This window comes from Brevibacillus sp. TJ4, from assembly GCF_044627595.2.
In the GTDB taxonomy this organism is placed as follows: domain Bacteria; phylum Bacillota; class Bacilli; order Brevibacillales; family Brevibacillaceae; genus Brevibacillus.
This window is the reverse complement of sequence record NZ_CP185865.1, coordinates 1,262,051-1,277,270: the sequence shown is the minus strand read 5'-3', so window position 1 is coordinate 1,277,270 and position 15,220 is coordinate 1,262,051. Positions and strand designations below refer to the sequence as shown.

Here is a 15,220-nt window from a genome sequence, read left to right as displayed (position 1 = left end):
CAGCAGCAGCCACCAGCTTTCCGATTTACGATTCCCGGAATGCCTGCTGCCTATTCTGTTGCACTGTCGAGGATCACGAGCCTTCCTGGTACGGATTGCCCGCCTGCGGGTACACCTGCTGATGGAGACGGGCGAGCAGCTCCTGGGTGTGCGCATCGATTTCCAAGTGGTACAGCTTTCCTGCCTCGTAGCGCAGGATCGGAAATGCCCCGAGCCGCAGCGGTGACGCTTCCGCTTTTTCCCGATACGCGGCCAGCATGGCAAAAAAGCGGGAAAACGGATTGGCTTCATCCTCTGGCTGGGAAAGCTCCTCAAACAGATACTGCAAGGCGGGTGTCACAACTAGGTACAGGCTTGACGCCTGCTCGCCGACCCAGATCGTAAAGGAGGAATCCCGCACCTCGCTGTGGGAGTGGCGGCGCATGACCAGCATCGCCTGCTGCACCGTGCCCATCAACTGGTGATGCGCGGCCTCCTCGCCGTGTTCCCGCAGCAGCGTTGCGTAGTCAAACACGTAGGCCATCCCTGTCTCCTGCAACACCTCGACAGGCAGACAGATCGCCGGGATCGTCTTCGCTTCTTCCTCCTGCACCTGCTCGTCACCGGGCGCTTCCGTATCCTTGCCTTCGTACAGCGCGCGAACCATCTCCCGAGCAGCATTTACCTCCCCGACCGACAAATAGATCGGCTCCGTGTAAATATGCGTCAGCGAGCCTTGCTCGTACGCCATATAGTGCAAACGGATATGCGGCTGATCAAGCATAGTCAGCGCCATGTAGCGGTCTTCTTCCTTGGCGATGTCAAACGCGAGCGGAAATCCGAGCGGCTGCAGCGGATCGGACAGCGTCCAGATCACGGCCAGCAAGTTTTGCCGGTACGTCTTGAACTCCAGCGACACCGCATCGCGTGTCTGCTCGCTGAACGCATCGACGCTTTCGAAGACGAGAAACAACTCCACTTCTCCCGCAGCGTTCAGCCGGGCAAAATAGGGCAGTCCCTGCGCGTCAGCCAGCTCGTACAGGTCGAAAAAGGTTTCCCGGTCTAACACCTCGCCCAAGGTGTCGCGACTCGGGGAAGAAAGCGTAGGGTCGGGCGTGATTTTCGGCACAAACTCCTCACTCATACGCCGTCACGCTTTCCCCACGATTTGATCAGCGGCCAATCCTCCATTTCCTGCAGCAGCTTCTTGTCTGTCGCATCGATATGGACAGGCGTGACCGCGATGTAGCCATGCTTGAGCAAATGGTAATCCTGCGGTTCGGCCAGCGGGATTCCATCTGGATATGTACGGGTCAAAAAATACCCTTCGTCCACCTGCTGGTAGCGATCCTCGTAGTGGTTGAGCGATAATGCGGCAGGCAGTACGCCCTTTACCTCGCTTTTTGGCAGATGCGGAATGTTGACATTCCAGAACACTTCGGCAGGCAGCTTTTTCTTAGCAGCCCGCTCGCAAAAATCACGGGTCAAGGGAGCGATCAGCTCTACGACCTCTCCGTAATTGTCCTGGTCTTCCCAGTTGTCATACGAAAAGGCGACCCCTGGGACGCCGAGCAGTACGGCTTCTCGCGCTCCGCTGCACGTGCCCGAATAGTAAATATCCCGTCCCAGGTTCGTCCCGACATTGATACCGGAAAAGACGATGTCCGGCTTTTCGTCACCGGCAAACAGCAAGTGGTAAGCCGCCTTCACACAGTCAGCCGGGTTACCGTTTACCGCCCATGCTTTGACCGGCAAGCCGTAAAAATCGCGTTGTTCCGGTGAAAGCGCACTTCTGTATGTCAGTCCGTGCCCGACTCCGCTTTTTTCTTCTGCCGGAGCGACCACGTATACTTCAGCCCCATCCAGCGTGAGCGCCGCCTCGGCCAAACGCCTGATTCCCAATGCGTCAATTCCGTCGTCGTTTGTAATCAATATTTTAAACATCAGATTCCTCCTCAGCCTTTGAGCCAACCGTCAGCTTCACTTTCCCCCTTATTGTACCAAAAGGAAGGGATGGTCTCCTCAAAAAGTTCGGACAAGGGAGAAACGGGACGAGCCTACTCAGCGACGATGTCGTTCCAGCTCTCTTTCCATCTGATGCCTTCCTTGATCCACTCTTCTACCTGATGCTGTTTCTCCGGCGAAATGCCGAGCAGGCTGGCGATCCGGCGAATTTCGTTGGACTCCAATGCTGACAGCTTCCGGTCAATCAAGGCCATGTAGTAGAGCTTGCGCATCATAATCAGTTTTTCTTCCAGGTTGAGGTCGACCAAATCCTCAATGATCACCTCGGGACGCTTGGGATAGTCCAGATCGTCCATCAAAATTTGCCGTTCTTTCAAGGTGAAGTGTTCCCCATTCACCATGTCGTGAATACGGCTCACTTCTTTATTGCCAATGTAGCCATCTGCATGGCCTACACAAATCATCAAGCGTATCGAAGCAAACAGAATTTGCTTTTCTTTTTCTGCTTTTGGTAACAAGGCGCTCTTCCTCCCCCGGACAGCCGCTTCTTTAATGGAAGTTCGTTTTCCATCAACGAAAACCTCCTTACTATAGTATACGCGCAACGAAGAAAGCGGTTTCACGCTAATATTGTGACAAATTTTTACTAGATTCGACGCCTCTGCCGTGTAACGGCATCCTGCTGCTGTTTTGCCGTTTGCCGCCTTCCTTCTTCTTATCGGCTGTCTGCTGACGAAATTCCACCTTTTTCGGTATGAAAAAAGAGGCTATCCCACAGTCACTTGACTGAGTGGACAGCCCCTGCACCGACAAATCCTACGACAACAAGTAGCGGTCTTCGCTAAAGCTCTCCCCGCCGCGCGCCATCTCGAAGGCTTTGAGCAGGTCCTGCGGCTTCATCTCCCGCTTTTTCTCGTCCGGAATGTCGAGAATAATCCCGCCATCATGCAGCATGAGCAGACGGTTCCCCATGTTGAGCGCCTGTTCCATGTTGTGAGTGACCATGATTGTCGTCAGCTTGTACTGGTTGACGACTTTTTCGGTCAGCTCCACGATCAGTTGCGCCCGCTTCGGGTCCAGCGCCGCTGTATGCTCATCGAGAAGCAGGATTTTCGGCTCGGTAAACGTCGCCATCAACAGGCTGAGCGCCTGCCGCTGACCGCCGGAGAGGAAGCCGACCTTCGTTTTCAGACGGTCTTCCAGCCCTTGGTCCAACTGTTTCAACTGCTCCCGAAACAGCTCCCGCTTCTGGTTGTTCACCCCGAAGGAAAGCGTGCGTCTCTTTCCACGGCCTAACGCGATCGACAGGTTTTCCTCAATCGTCATATGAGGTGCCGTCCCAGCCATCGGGTCCTGGAAGACGCGGCCGATCAATCCGGCTCGCTGGTGCTCGCCCAGGCGCGTGACATCCTTGCCGTCGATCACGACACTGCCCATGTCGGGAATCAAGCCGCCGGAAATGACGTTCATCAGTGTCGATTTGCCCGCGCCGTTGCTGCCGATTACGGTGATGAACTCGCCCTGCTTGACCTGCAGATTGACATCGCGCAGCGCGATTTTTTCATTGACTGTACCTGCGTTGAATACTTTGTTTACATTCGTGATAGTAAGCACCCTCACTGACCTCCTTTTGCCGAACGGACCGCTTGTTTTCTCCAGATGCCTTGGGCAAACGTCGGTACGGTAAGGGCGACAATAACGATCAGCGCGGTGATCAGCTTCATGTCAGACGGGTCCAGACCTGCCCGCAGCGCCAGCGCGATGACCAGGCGGTAGACGATTGAGCCGCAGATGACAGCGAGTGTCACGCGGAAGATGGACGAGCTGCCAAACAGGACTTCCCCGACGATAACAGAAGCGAGACCGATGACGATCATCCCGATCCCCATCCCTACATCTGCAAAGCCCTGGTACTGGGCTAACCAGGCACCGGACACGGCAACCAGTCCATTTGACAGCGTCAAGCCGATGATCGTTGTCGTATCGGTGTTGACACCGAAGCTGCGAATCATTTTCGGATTGTCACCAGTTGCACGCAGGTCCTGACCTACATCGGTGTGCAGGAACCAGTCGATCAGCAGCTTGATAATCAGGACGATGACGATAAACATCATCGCCGTGCCGGTCAAAAGCGTGATGCCGCCAACTGCCAAATCGGGAATTCCCAGGCTCTTGATCTGCGTTACGAGTGTCTCTTCGCGCAACAGCGGCAGGTTGGACTTGCCCATGATGCGCAGATTGACCGAATACAATGCGATCATCGTCAAAATACCGGCCAAGAGCGCATTAATTTTTCCTTTTGTATGCAAAATCCCGGTAAAGGCACCGGCCAGACCGCCGATTACAAAAGCAATCAAGGTCGCGAGAATGGGAGACATTCCGTCGATGATCAAGACGGCAGATACGGCCCCGCCCAAGGCGAAACTTCCGTCGACAGTCAAGTCCGGCACGTTCAGGATGCGGAAGGTCAGATATACGCCGAGTGCCAACAGGCCAAAGATCAGCCCTTGCTCGATCGCTCCCATTATTGCCAAGTTCATAAAAGAAGTCCTCCTGTTGCTGCTTTATTGCTCCACCACTTCTCCTGCGCGGTCAAGCATGCCTTGCGGAATCTCCACACCCATTTTTTCCGCTGCTTTGGTGTTGATCACCAGTTTCATGTCTGCCTGTACTTCGACTGGCATATCGCCAGGTTGGGCTTCGCCTTTCAGAATTTTCACAGCCATATCAGCCGTCTGCTCGCCGAGTTTGGTGTAATCGATCCCGTATGTTGCGATCGCACCGCTTTTCACGGAGTTTTCTTCCGCTGCGATGACCGGGATTTTTTGATCCTCGGCAACGCTCAATACTGCGGCGATTGACGATACGACGAGGTTGTCCGTCGGGATATAGTATGCGTCAACTTTGCCGACCATCGACTCAGCTGCCTGTTTGACTTCGGTAGCGCTCGTGATCGCTGCCTCGCTGATCGTCAGACCCAGATTGCCGGCCACGGCTTTCGCTGCGTCCACCTGTACTTTCGAGTTAACTTCGCCGGAGCTGTAGATGATGCCGACTGTCGCTGCGTCAGGATTGATTTCCTTGATCAGCTTCAACTGCTCTTCTACCGGGTTCATATCCGATGTACCTGTCACGTTTCCTTCCGGCTTTTCCATGGAACTGACCAGACCAGCCTCGACCGGGTCCGTGACGGCTGTGAAGACGATCGGAATCTGTTTGCTCGTTTGCGCTGCTGCCTGTGCAGTCGGAGTCGCTATCGCCAAGATCAGATCCACCTGATCGGCCTCAAATTTTTGGGCGATGGAGATCGCAGTATCCATGCTCGCCTGTGCGGACTGGTGATCGTACACGACCTGTTTGTCCTGCTCATAACCATTTTTCGCCATTTGCGCGATAAATCCTTCGCGTGCCGCATCCAGCGCCGGATGCTCGACGAATTGCGCGATGCCGATCTTCACTTGCGCTGCATCATCGCCTTGCGGAGCCTCAGTGGACGCTGCCGGCTCAGACGGGCTGTTTGCCGGAGTATTGCTTTGCTGTCCACACGCTGCAACGGACAAAAGCAATAAAGGAAATAAAAAACGCCCCGCCATTTGTAGTGGATTTCTTCTCTTTTTCTGCATAACATGATTCCCCCAAACTTCGAAATTTTTTCACTATCGTACCACTTTTAAAAGATTTTTAAAAGGAAAAAGATGATGGACAAAGAAAGAACAACAAAAAGAGGGCCGAAGCCCTCTCTCTTATTGGATCAATTCTTTTGCCTGCTTCTTCAGTTCTTCCGGAATTTCGAGCCCGAACTGTGCAGCCGCTGTTTCGTTGATGTACAGCTCAGCTACCTTGGATACTTCCACTGGTGTCTCGGCCACCGCTTTTCCGTTCAGCACGCGCGCCGCCATCTCTCCGGTCTGTACGCCAACCTGGTAGTAGTCGATTCCGTACGTGGCGATTGCGCCGCGTTTGACGGTATCTGTATCGGAGGCAAAAACCGGAAGATTGTGCTGCTCCGCTACTCCCAGCACCGCTTCAAACGAGGACACGATCGTGTTGTCGATCGGAATGAAAATCGCATCTGCCTTGCCGACCAGTCCTTGTGTCGCCAACTGTACCTCGTTCAATTGCGAAATTCCCGCTTTGACGATCTCCACACCCGCTTTTTCCGCTGCCGCCTCCAGATCCTTGACCTGGACCTCGGAGTTGACTTCGGAAGTCGTGTAGATGACGCCCAGTTTTTTCAGATCGGGCAAAAATGATTTGACCAGTTCCAACTGCTGCTCCATCGAGACCTTGTCAGACGTTCCGGTGACATTTTTGTCCGGTGCTTCCAGACTGCTCACCAACTGGGCAGACAACGGATCAGTAACAGCGCTGAAAATGACCGGTCTGTCAGTGATCGCTTTGGCTGCCGCCTGTGCCGACGGAGTCGCGATCGCAATGACCATGTCCACTTGATCGCCTGCGTACTTCTGGGCGATCGTAACCGTATTGTTCATATCTCCATGAGCGTTTTGCAAATCGACGCTCAGATTCTTGCCATCTTCAAATCCCGCTTCCTTCAATCCATCCAAAATTCCCTGACTGATGGAATCGAGTGCCGGATGCTCGACGAACTGCGTCAAGCCCAGCTTGATTGCTTGCTGCTGTTCTGGCTCGGCGGCGGGGGTCGGTACGTTCCCTGTGCTCGCAACCTGTTCATTTCCTGTTCCGCATGCCGCCAGGGCAAGGGAAAGTACACCTGTCAATACGAATGAAACTGCTCTTCTCATCTCTTCTTCCTCCTCTAAACTCTCTCTTCTCAGCTCAGTAAAAGCGAAAAACTATGTCCCATTATACCATAGAAAAAAACCTTGAAAATGTTTTTTTGTAAAATTTCATTGTTCCTCCCCTTCCGCAGGCGGAGATTCTTTCAGCCGCTTGATCACGACGCGCGTGATCCGGTAGTGATCGACCTCGGCTACGACAAACTGGTAGTTTTCCAAGGTGACCGCATCCCCGACGACGGGAGGATGGTCGAGTTGCATGTAGACCCATCCTGCCAACGTATCGACATCGCTGGAACTCAGTTCGATGTCCAAAAAGTCGCTCGCCTCCTCGAGCAGCATGCGCCCGTCCAGGGAGAGCGTATCGCCTCTGCGCTCGACTGCGGGTCTTTCGTCGTCAAACTCGTCCTGAATGTCCCCGACGATTTCCTCGACGATGTCCTCCAGCGTCACCAGCCCGGCTGTGCCGCCGTACTCGTCGATGATGATCGCCATTTGCCCCCGCTGCTTTTGCAGCATCGTCAGCAGACGGCTGATCGACATCGTCTCCGGGACAGTCAGGACGGGACGCATCAGGCTTTGTATATCCCGCTGCTCGTCCTCGAGTAGTCCGGTCAGCATATCCTTGATGTGCAAACTCCCTACGACGTGATCCTTGTCCCCCTCCACGACCGGGTAGCGCGTATATCTGCCGGTCTGCACCAGCTTCAGATTCTCCTCGAACGAATCGTGCAGGTCGAGCACCACCATGTCTGTGCGCGGAACCATAATTTCCCGGGCCATCGTCTCGGTGAAGTCGAAAATGTTGCCGACGAGCATCATTTCCGTCTGGTCGATCAGTCCGCTCTTGTGGCTCTCGTTTACGAGAATACGGATTTCTTCTTCGGTATGCGCCTCCTGATGCGGCTCCATGGTCAGGCGAAACAGCTTCAAAAAACGAAACGCAGACCAGTTCAAAAACGTAATAAAGGGATACATGATTTTGTGGAACAGTTGGATAGGACCGGAAACATTCATCGCCACCCACTCGGTTTTCTGGATGGCGAAGGTTTTGGGAGCCAGTTCCCCTAATACAATATGTAAAAACGTAATCACTGCAAACCCGATGATAATGGAAATGCTTCCCACCCACTTATCGGGTACCCCGTAGTATTGGAAGACGGGATGCAGCAAATGGGCGACGGCGGGTTCACCAAGCCAGCCCAGCCCCAGCGACGCCAGTGTGATCCCCAGCTGGCACGCCGACAGATAGGCATCGAGGTTGTGAATCACTTGCTCGACACTCTGGGCACGGCGATTTCCTTCTGCCACAAGCTGGGTAATCCTCGACTCGCGAATTTTCACGATGGCAAATTCAGTTGCGACGAAAAAGCCGTTGAGAAAGACGAGGATCATCACGAAGAACAGATTCAGCAGGGGGCCCCATAACCACTCCATAGACGCCACACTCCTTTCCCTGCACTTTTGGCTTATTGTTGCCATCCAGGGGTCAAATGTTACCGCTTCGTTTTTCTTTCTTTTCCCGGATGTGTTACCATAAATCCTGAACTCACAATGCCATTGTGTCGAGGTGAATCCCTTGTCTTACCAACCTGAGCTTCCCCTGATCGTGCAAAGCGATCGAACGATTTTACTGGAGGCGCAACACCCCTCTTATGAGGAGGCAAGACAAGCTATCAGCGGCTTTGCCGAACTGATCAAAAGTCCTGAATACATTCATACCTATCGAATTACCCCTCTCTCCCTGTGGAACGCCGCAGCAAGCGGCATGAACGCAGAGCAGATCAGCGGGATACTTAGCCAATACAGCAAATACGGTGTACCGCCGACGTTGCACAAGGAAATCGAAGAAACAGTCCGCCGTTACGGCCTGATTCGCCTGGAACGGGATGGTGAGGAGCTGCTGCTGAGCAGTGACGATTCCGTCTTGCTGGACGACCTGTACAGCTACAAATCGCTCGCTCCCTTGCTCGCCCGCCGCATCGCTCCCGGGCAGTTTGCGATCCTGCCGCTGCATCGCGGTTTGATCAAGCAGGAGCTGATCCGGCTCGGCTATCCGGTGCAAGATGTGGCCGGCTATACGGAGGGAGAGGCTTGTCCGGTCCATCTGCGCGAGACGACGACAGCAGGCGTTCCCTTTTCCCTGCGGCCGTATCAGCAGGAGGCGGTAGAGGCTTTTTACGCCAACGGCTCTGCGACAGGAGGCAGCGGCGTGCTGGTCCTTCCTTGCGGGGCGGGCAAAACCGTGATCGGAGTCGGTGCAATCTGCCGCTTGCAGCAGGCTACATTGATTCTGACTACCAATACGACTTCGGTTCGCCAATGGATTTCGGAAATACGTGACAAAACAGGTCTTGATCCTTCCTTGATTGGGGAATACACTGGTGAACGCAAGGAAGTAAAGCCGATTACCGTCGCTACTTACCAAATTTTGACATACCGATCCCGCGCAGATGAAGACTTCCCTCATATCAAGCTGTTCTCGCAGCGCGAATGGGGCTTGGTCATCTACGACGAAGTCCACCTGCTGCCTGCCCCCGTTTTTCGCGTCACATCGGGGATTCAGGCGACGCGCCGCCTCGGATTGACGGCGACGCTGGTGCGTGAAGACGGACGCGAAGAAGACGTCTTTACCTTGATCGGCCCGAAAAAATATGAAGCATCGTGGAAAAGTATGGAGTCAGCAGGCTGGATTGCGACCGCGCACTGCCGTGAAATTCGCCTGCCTTTTGAAACGACGTGGAGAGAATCGTACGCCCATGCTTCTGCCAGACAAAAGTTTCGCATTGCTGCGGAAAATCCGCGCAAGCTGGAAGTCGTCCGGAGTTTGCTGGAAAAACACGCGGACGATCGCGTGCTGATCATCGGCCAGTACATCGACCAGCTGACACAGATCGCCCGACAGCTGCAGATTCCCCTGGTCACGGGCAAGGTGCCGGAAAGTGAACGCGCCCTGCTGTACGAGCAATTCAAGACCGGGAAGCTGACCCGTTTGATCGTCTCCAAAGTAGCCAATTTTGCCGTGGATTTGCCCGACGCCAATGTAGCGATCCAAATCTCCGGCACGTTTGGCTCCCGACAGGAGGAGGCGCAGCGGCTGGGACGGATTTTGCGCCCGAAAAAAGGCGGCAACCAGGCGCATTTCTACACACTCGTTACCCGCGATACGCGCGAGCAGGAATTTTCCCTGCACCGCCAGCTTTTTCTCGCAGAACAGGGATACCCGTACGAAATTATAGAGATGTAAAAACAAAGATTGAAACGTTCGAGATGCGGCAGCGTCTCATAAATGGGAAGGGAGGCCAAAGATTCCATGCAATCCGACGCCGAAATCATTCAACGGATTCTGCAAGGCGACATCGAACGGTATCGCGAACTGATCCAGCGGTACCAGCATATGATTTACGTGTTTATCTATAAAATGGTAAACAACCGTACTGATGCCGAGGACCTGACTCAGGAAGTGTTTGTCAAAGCGTATGAAAAGCTGTCCACCTTCCGCGGTGACAGCCAGTTTTCTTCCTGGCTGCATACGTTGGCGCGCAACAAGAGCATCGACTTTTTGCGCCGCCGGAAATTTCACGACTCTGACGATCAATTGGCCTACGTTCCTTCCAACGCCAGAGATGGATCCCCGCAGGAGTCTTTGCTCAGCAAGGAGCAGCGTCGTGAGATCGAAGAGGCATTCGCTCTGTTGTCAGATTCCTATCGTGAGGTCATCGTGCTTCGTTGTACCCATGAGTATCCGTTCGAAAAGATTGCATCCTTGCTCGGGATCGCCGAGTCTACCGCTCGTGTTCGCTATTTGCGCGCTCGCCAAGAACTAGCAAAACTGTTATCCCGCAAAGAAGGGGGGCTCGTACATGAACTGCCAGGAATTTAGAAGCGGATGGCTGGATGAAACGGACAGTGATCAGCTTTCACATATGGAAACATGCGAGGCCTGTATTGCCTGGCTGGAATCCCAGTCGCTAGGCGATGAGGAGGTGCAGTTTTTGAAGGAAATTCCGTCGCCGCCCGCCCATCTGGAGGATCGCATCATGGAAGCGATTTATCAGACTGCCGGACAAGTCACTCCCCCTCACGCTGCAACCGCTACCCTTCCGCCCGCGACTGGCACGGTAGAAAAGCGACGCTTCAGAAGCATGCCGTATGCTTGGGTGAGCGCCGCCGCTGTCTTGCTCGTCACCGGAATTTTTGGCTACCAGCAGTTGCAAGGACCGGGAGTGCAGACTGCACAGGAATCAGGTACTGCATCCGGCATGAACCAGCCAGAAGCGGCGAACCATTTGCTTACGTTCGACGAATCAACTGCCGCAGAAGCAGGCGAGCCGCCAACGGCCCAATCAAAGAAAGCGCCAACCCAATCTGCTGATAATGCAGCCACCGAACAGACTGGCGAGCTGGCTGCAGCCGGAAATGAGGCGGCTGCGATGACCGATGCATCCGCTCTGCCGGAACAAGCCGATGCCAGTGTCGCTGCGCATGAAGGAAACGGCGAGCAACAACCGGAAACGTCTGCTGCGGAAGACGCAGAGCCTGCTGTCAAAGAAGAACGCCCGATGATCGTCTCGCGCAATGCAGATAAACCGGCAACGCAGGAAAAACCGCCAGAGGAAGCGGCGGTTGCAGCAACCCAGCCTGATGAGTCACCGGACAGCACGGGCGAGGCCAGCATCGCTGCCGCCGTTGTCTCGGAACAATCCGTGTTTGCCTTAACCGCACCTGAGGGTGAAATGAATGCGGCAGCATCCGCTGCCGAAGGGGACAGCGCAATCGTCGGTCCTCCCGCTCCAAACGGCAAACCGGCAATTACCGTGTCTACGTTCCAGGATGTGGACACAGCCGTCCAGTCTTCCAATATGCCTGTTCCCGTCCTGAACCAGCTTCCGGACAGCTTTGTACTGAGCAGCATATCGGTACGCTACGAATCGGAAACGAGCCAGAACGTAGAAGCCTTGTTTTCCCATTACGTGCGCGGCCAGGATTGGATTCGGATCGATGTGGAACGAAACAAAAACGGCAACCGCAGCCTGTCGATTCCCGGTACGTTTACCGCCACACAGCTTTTTTCGATCAACAATGAACAGGCAATCGGCGTCACTTATGAACAAAAGCCGAATGCCAGCGAGCAGCATGCGGCCCAGCACGCCGTACACTTCAACGCACAGTCGAACGGCCATTCGCTGTACGTGGTCATCACTGCATACGGCGTATCTCTGGAGGAACTGATCGAGACATCGAAGCAGATTTCCTGGAAGCCATAGCGCACCACCGATAGCGTATAATACATGGTCATGAGCCACAACCAGATAGAATCCCCAGATACAAAAAGGTGTCGCTGCCGTAGCTTTTGCTACGCGGCGACACCTTTTGACTTTTCATCGCAACCGGGCACTCTAGCTGCCCGGCGTACGATCGACAAACAGACGGGTGACAGAAGTGGACTCCCCGCTGGCAATCTCCTCTTCTGTCGCCTTTTCTTCCAGTTCGTCGTGCATGTTCATCCCCGGTGCGACGACCGGTTCCTGTACCGGCTTCTCGTTCGTTCTATCAGTGCTCATCGCCAGTCACTCCTTTTCCTATAGAGTGACATCGAGGGCTGCGGATTATTCGGCAGCTTTCTCGCTGTATCCTTGCCCGTCGCAGCATATCGACGTCAGGCGGTCACGTCCCTGCGGATAAAGACTGTATAGGCGACGACGAGTGAGGCGATAGCCCAGATACTGAGCACCGCGAGCGAAAACGGCAGCGTCATGCCGGCGATCGGCGGAAGCGTCCCGTTGAGGTAGTCGGTCAGTTCCAGGTTGACGTTGAACAGGTACTTCGACGCCTCCCACGAAGAAGCCATCTGCGTCAAAATCATGCCGCTGATCAAAGCCGCCATCATAATCCCCATCCCTGCCGCAGCGCTACGCACGAGTACGGATACCATGAACGTAATCGTGCCCACGACGACACAGACGAACCATCCCAATCCGTACTGCATGAGCAAAAACTGCCACTGCGGCAGCATGAATACGCCCGAGGTGTCCAATTCGCTGCCGACGATCTGAAAGCCGGTCAAAATCGGCAGCGTCCAGCCGGAATAGCCAAAGACGACGCCAGATATGAGATAGGCCATGGCCAGCGTCGTGATGACCGTGAGCGAGGTAAACAGCAGCAAGGTGAGGTATTTGCTGGTCAATATTTTCCAGCGCCGCACCGGGCGGGTCAACAGCAGCTTGACCGTCCCTTCGCTGAATTCAGACGAGACAATGTCCACCGCGAGGACGACGATAATCATCGGCAAAAACATCGTAATCGCCTGATCCATAAAGCCCCGGGCAAACGTCGGGCCGCCCGGTGCCATCGGGTTGATGTCATGGTCGAGGTAATACTGCTGCTGCTGAATCCGTACCTTGAGCAAATCGCGCCACTCATCCGGCAGCCTGCTGGACGCAAGCCGGTTTTGCATGTCGACGATCTGCTGCGTCAGCATCGGCCGCCAGTCTGTCGTCCCCATCCGTTCCTGCGTGGTCACGACGGAATGATACTGCGCATAGGTGAAAATCGGAATGAGTATCGCCAGAATCAGGACGACGACGAGAAAACGCCGGCGGCGAAGCAGTTTGATCGTCTCATTTTGCACCAGCCTGAGCATGCTTTGCCCCATTCGCCTCGCCTCCTTCCTCTGTCACCGTCAGGAACAAATCCTCCAAGGTCACTGTTTTGGTCGCAATTCCGCTTACGGCGATGCCTGCGGCAACCAGTGCCTGATTCACCTCGTGCACACGCTCCGTGTCCATCTGGCATTTGATCCGCTCTTCTCCGACTTGCCAGACCTCGGATACGAGCGGCAGACTGCGCAGCACCCCGATTGCCTGCTCGACGTGGTCGGGATGCACGGTCCAGTCTACCTGATCGGCAAATTGCTTCATCAGCTCTTCGACCAGGCCGACGGATATGACCCGGCCCTTGCTGACGATGGCCACCCGGTCGCACATCATTTCGATCTCGCTGAGCAAATGGCTGGAGATAAAAACGGCCAGCCCTTCTTCCTCGGCCAGCTTGCGAATAAATTGGCGAAGCTCGCGGATACCGGCAGGGTCGAGTCCGTTGGTAGGCTCGTCCAATATGAGGATTTTGGGTTTATGCAAAAGCGCCTGGGCGATCCCCAGCCGTTGTCTCATTCCGAGTGAATACGTTTTGACCTTGTCGTCGATCGCCCGCTCCAAATCGACGAAGCGCACGATCTCGTCGATCCGCTCCGGCGAAATGCCGCCGCTCATGCGGGCGAATTGCTCGAGGTTTTCCCGTCCCGTCAAAAACTTGTACAGCTCGGGGTTTTCGACGATACAGCCGACCTGGGAGATCGCCTGCGGAAACTGGTCGCGTATGGAAATGCCGCCGATGTGAATTTCCCCGCCGTCTGCCGCTGCCAGGCCAACCAGCATGCGAATCGTTGTCGTCTTTCCGGCGCCGTTGGGTCCAAGAAAGCCAAATACCTCACCTGCGTACACATCGAAGGTAATGTCGTGAATGATCGGCTTGTTGCCGATTGATTTTCGCAGTCCCTTTACAGACAAAACCGTTTCAGCCAAACGTGTTCCTCCTATCCACCGACTGCCTTCCTCACCTGACGCAAGCAGCCTCTTTATGGTACACTGAGAACAACTATCGTTACCGTTTATTATAGCATGCACAGCACTATCATTTCGAACAGGAGGATACCTGATGAGCACATCCGGACGCCTTCTCTGGCTCGTCACAAGCATCTCGGCACTACTCTCTTTTCTGCTGCTTGCCGTCGGGTTTGTCCTGGCGACGAATCCGCAACAGCTCGCACCAGCGTCCCCAAGTCCGCCGGCAGCAGATAGCGGCTCCTCCCCGTCAGCTACTCCGCCTGCCACAGGAGAAATCGAAACCATCGTGGCATTGGGCGACTCGCTTACCCGCGGTTCCGGCGATGCCAATGGACAAGGCTACGCAGGTCGGGTACGCGAAAAACTGGAGGAGCAGAGCGGCCGGACGATCCGCTTTACCAATCTCGCCGTCAACGGACTGGAATCGCCGGAACTGCTGGAGCAGCTCGATCAGGTCCAGGTGAAGCAGTTGATTGCCGAAGCAAACCTGATTCTGTTTACGATCGGCGGCAACGACCTGTTTCAGCAAACTGGCGGGCTGTACTTGCTCGACGAAGAAAAATTGGTCGAAACTGCAGAGCAGCTTGCGGCCAACTTTGAAGAGATCATTCGTCGAATTCGCGCCATCAACAAAGACGCGCGGATCATCTATACGTCCTTGTACAACCCGTTCGGAAACACGGAAGCCGCAGCGGACACGGTGAAGCCGGTGCTGGACTGGAACAATGCGGCTGGGCAAATCGCCGCACGCCATCCAGGCGTCATCGTCGTCCCGACGTACGATCTGTTTGTGCAAAAAGAACAGCAGTATTTGTACAGCGATCATTTTCACCCCAACGCCGACGGCTACAGCCGGATGGCCGAGCGCGTACTGCAAGCGCTCGAGTGATC

Annotated in this window: 15 protein-coding genes; 4 read left to right on the top strand and 11 right to left on the bottom strand. The window is 54.8% G+C overall.

What is annotated here, in order from left to right; translation table 11 throughout:
- Positions 1-73: 73 nt before the first annotated feature.
- The 8 genes from ACAF76_RS06030 to ACAF76_RS05995 all read right to left on the bottom strand — a co-directional run bounded on the left by ACAF76_RS06030 (position 74) and on the right by ACAF76_RS05995 (position 8,141).
- Positions 74-1,123 carry a hypothetical protein gene (locus ACAF76_RS06030; RefSeq protein WP_400164817.1) on the bottom strand — a complete coding sequence of 350 codons (1,050 nt, stop codon included), beginning with the start codon at positions 1,121-1,123 and terminating at the stop codon, positions 74-76.
- Positions 1,120-1,923, bottom strand: a complete 804-nt coding sequence (surE, locus tag ACAF76_RS06025) for a 5'/3'-nucleotidase SurE (RefSeq protein ID WP_400164816.1) — start codon at positions 1,921-1,923, stop codon at positions 1,120-1,122. The genes ACAF76_RS06030 and surE overlap by 4 nt, the downstream gene beginning before the upstream one ends.
- Before the next feature lie 113 nt (positions 1,924-2,036).
- Positions 2,037-2,462, bottom strand: a complete 426-nt coding sequence (locus ACAF76_RS06020; protein ID WP_400164815.1) for a DUF533 domain-containing protein — start codon at positions 2,460-2,462, stop codon at positions 2,037-2,039.
- A gap of 298 nt (positions 2,463-2,760) precedes the next feature.
- On the bottom strand, positions 2,761-3,558 hold the full coding sequence (locus ACAF76_RS06015; RefSeq protein WP_400164814.1) for an ABC transporter ATP-binding protein: 798 nt from the start codon (positions 3,556-3,558) through the stop codon (positions 2,761-2,763).
- Between the two features lie 2 nt (positions 3,559-3,560).
- Positions 3,561-4,484, bottom strand: a complete 924-nt coding sequence (locus tag ACAF76_RS06010) for an ABC transporter permease (RefSeq protein WP_400164813.1) — start codon at positions 4,482-4,484, stop codon at positions 3,561-3,563.
- Between the two features lie 24 nt (positions 4,485-4,508).
- Positions 4,509-5,567 carry an ABC transporter substrate-binding protein gene (locus ACAF76_RS06005; protein WP_421617666.1) on the bottom strand — a complete coding sequence of 353 codons (1,059 nt, stop codon included), beginning with the start codon at positions 5,565-5,567 and terminating at the stop codon, positions 4,509-4,511.
- A 120-nt stretch (positions 5,568-5,687) separates the two neighbouring features.
- Entirely contained in the window at positions 5,688-6,710 is a 1,023-nt protein-coding gene (locus ACAF76_RS06000; protein ID WP_400164812.1) for an ABC transporter substrate binding protein, read from the bottom strand.
- Positions 6,711-6,815: 105 nt separating this feature from the next.
- Entirely contained in the window at positions 6,816-8,141 is a 1,326-nt protein-coding gene (locus tag ACAF76_RS05995; protein ID WP_400164811.1) for a hemolysin family protein, read from the bottom strand.
- Positions 8,142-8,283: 142 nt separating this feature from the next.
- On the opposite strand from ACAF76_RS05995, the gene ACAF76_RS05990 reads away from it, so the two are divergent.
- The 3 genes from ACAF76_RS05990 to ACAF76_RS05980 all read left to right on the top strand — a co-directional run bounded on the left by ACAF76_RS05990 (position 8,284) and on the right by ACAF76_RS05980 (position 11,971).
- Complete coding sequence (locus ACAF76_RS05990; protein WP_400164810.1) at positions 8,284-9,951, top strand: DNA repair helicase XPB; 1,668 nt, start codon at positions 8,284-8,286, stop codon at positions 9,949-9,951.
- A 66-nt stretch (positions 9,952-10,017) separates the two neighbouring features.
- On the top strand, positions 10,018-10,587 hold the full coding sequence (locus ACAF76_RS05985) for an RNA polymerase sigma factor (protein WP_400164809.1): 570 nt from the start codon (positions 10,018-10,020) through the stop codon (positions 10,585-10,587).
- Positions 10,568-11,971: a hypothetical protein gene (locus ACAF76_RS05980; RefSeq protein ID WP_400164808.1), complete on the top strand. Its 1,404-nt coding sequence runs from the start codon at positions 10,568-10,570 to the stop codon at positions 11,969-11,971. Before ACAF76_RS05985 ends, ACAF76_RS05980 begins: the two co-directional genes overlap by 20 nt.
- Positions 11,972-12,103: 132 nt before the next feature.
- On the opposite strand, the gene ACAF76_RS05975 is transcribed toward ACAF76_RS05980, so the two are convergent.
- From ACAF76_RS05975 to ACAF76_RS05965, 3 genes are all read right to left on the bottom strand, one after another.
- On the bottom strand, positions 12,104-12,268 hold the full coding sequence (locus ACAF76_RS05975; RefSeq protein WP_400164807.1) for a hypothetical protein: 165 nt from the start codon (positions 12,266-12,268) through the stop codon (positions 12,104-12,106).
- A gap of 95 nt (positions 12,269-12,363) precedes the next feature.
- The gene (locus ACAF76_RS05970; protein WP_400164806.1) at positions 12,364-13,359 is read right to left on the bottom strand and encodes an ABC transporter permease subunit; all 996 of its coding nucleotides are present in this window, start codon (positions 13,357-13,359) and stop codon (positions 12,364-12,366) included.
- The gene (locus tag ACAF76_RS05965; RefSeq protein WP_400164805.1) at positions 13,325-14,287 is read right to left on the bottom strand and encodes an ABC transporter ATP-binding protein; all 963 of its coding nucleotides are present in this window, start codon (positions 14,285-14,287) and stop codon (positions 13,325-13,327) included. Before ACAF76_RS05965 ends, ACAF76_RS05970 begins: the two co-directional genes overlap by 35 nt.
- A gap of 133 nt (positions 14,288-14,420) precedes the next feature.
- Here ACAF76_RS05965 and ACAF76_RS05960 point away from each other — a divergent pair, with 133 nt between their 5' ends.
- Positions 14,421-15,218, top strand: a complete 798-nt coding sequence (locus ACAF76_RS05960; protein WP_400164804.1) for a GDSL-type esterase/lipase family protein — start codon at positions 14,421-14,423, stop codon at positions 15,216-15,218.
- Positions 15,219-15,220: the final 2 nt, after the last annotated feature.

Excerpts from the sequence above, each read along its gene's own strand:
- ACAF76_RS06030 (WP_400164817.1), bottom strand. The coding sequence starts at position 1,123 with ATGAGTGAGGAGTTTGTGCCGAAAATCACGCCCGACCCTACGCTTTCT.
- surE (WP_400164816.1), bottom strand. The coding sequence starts at position 1,923 with ATGTTTAAAATATTGATTACAAACGACGACGGAATTGACGCATTGGGA.
- ACAF76_RS06010 (WP_400164813.1), bottom strand. The coding sequence starts at position 4,484 with ATGAACTTGGCAATAATGGGAGCGATCGAGCAAGGGCTGATCTTTGGC.
- ACAF76_RS06005 (WP_421617666.1), bottom strand. The coding sequence starts at position 5,567 with ATGCAGAAAAAGAGAAGAAATCCACTACAAATGGCGGGGCGTTTTTTA.
- ACAF76_RS06000 (WP_400164812.1), bottom strand. The coding sequence starts at position 6,710 with ATGAGAAGAGCAGTTTCATTCGTATTGACAGGTGTACTTTCCCTTGCC.
- ACAF76_RS05995 (WP_400164811.1), bottom strand. The coding sequence starts at position 8,141 with ATGGAGTGGTTATGGGGCCCCCTGCTGAATCTGTTCTTCGTGATGATC.
- ACAF76_RS05985 (WP_400164809.1), top strand. The coding sequence starts at position 10,018 with ATGCAATCCGACGCCGAAATCATTCAACGGATTCTGCAAGGCGACATC.
- ACAF76_RS05980 (WP_400164808.1), top strand. The coding sequence starts at position 10,568 with ATGAACTGCCAGGAATTTAGAAGCGGATGGCTGGATGAAACGGACAGT.
- ACAF76_RS05975 (WP_400164807.1), bottom strand. The coding sequence starts at position 12,268 with ATGAGCACTGATAGAACGAACGAGAAGCCGGTACAGGAACCGGTCGTC.
- ACAF76_RS05970 (WP_400164806.1), bottom strand. The coding sequence starts at position 13,359 with ATGGGGCAAAGCATGCTCAGGCTGGTGCAAAATGAGACGATCAAACTG.
- ACAF76_RS05960 (WP_400164804.1), top strand. The coding sequence starts at position 14,421 with ATGAGCACATCCGGACGCCTTCTCTGGCTCGTCACAAGCATCTCGGCA.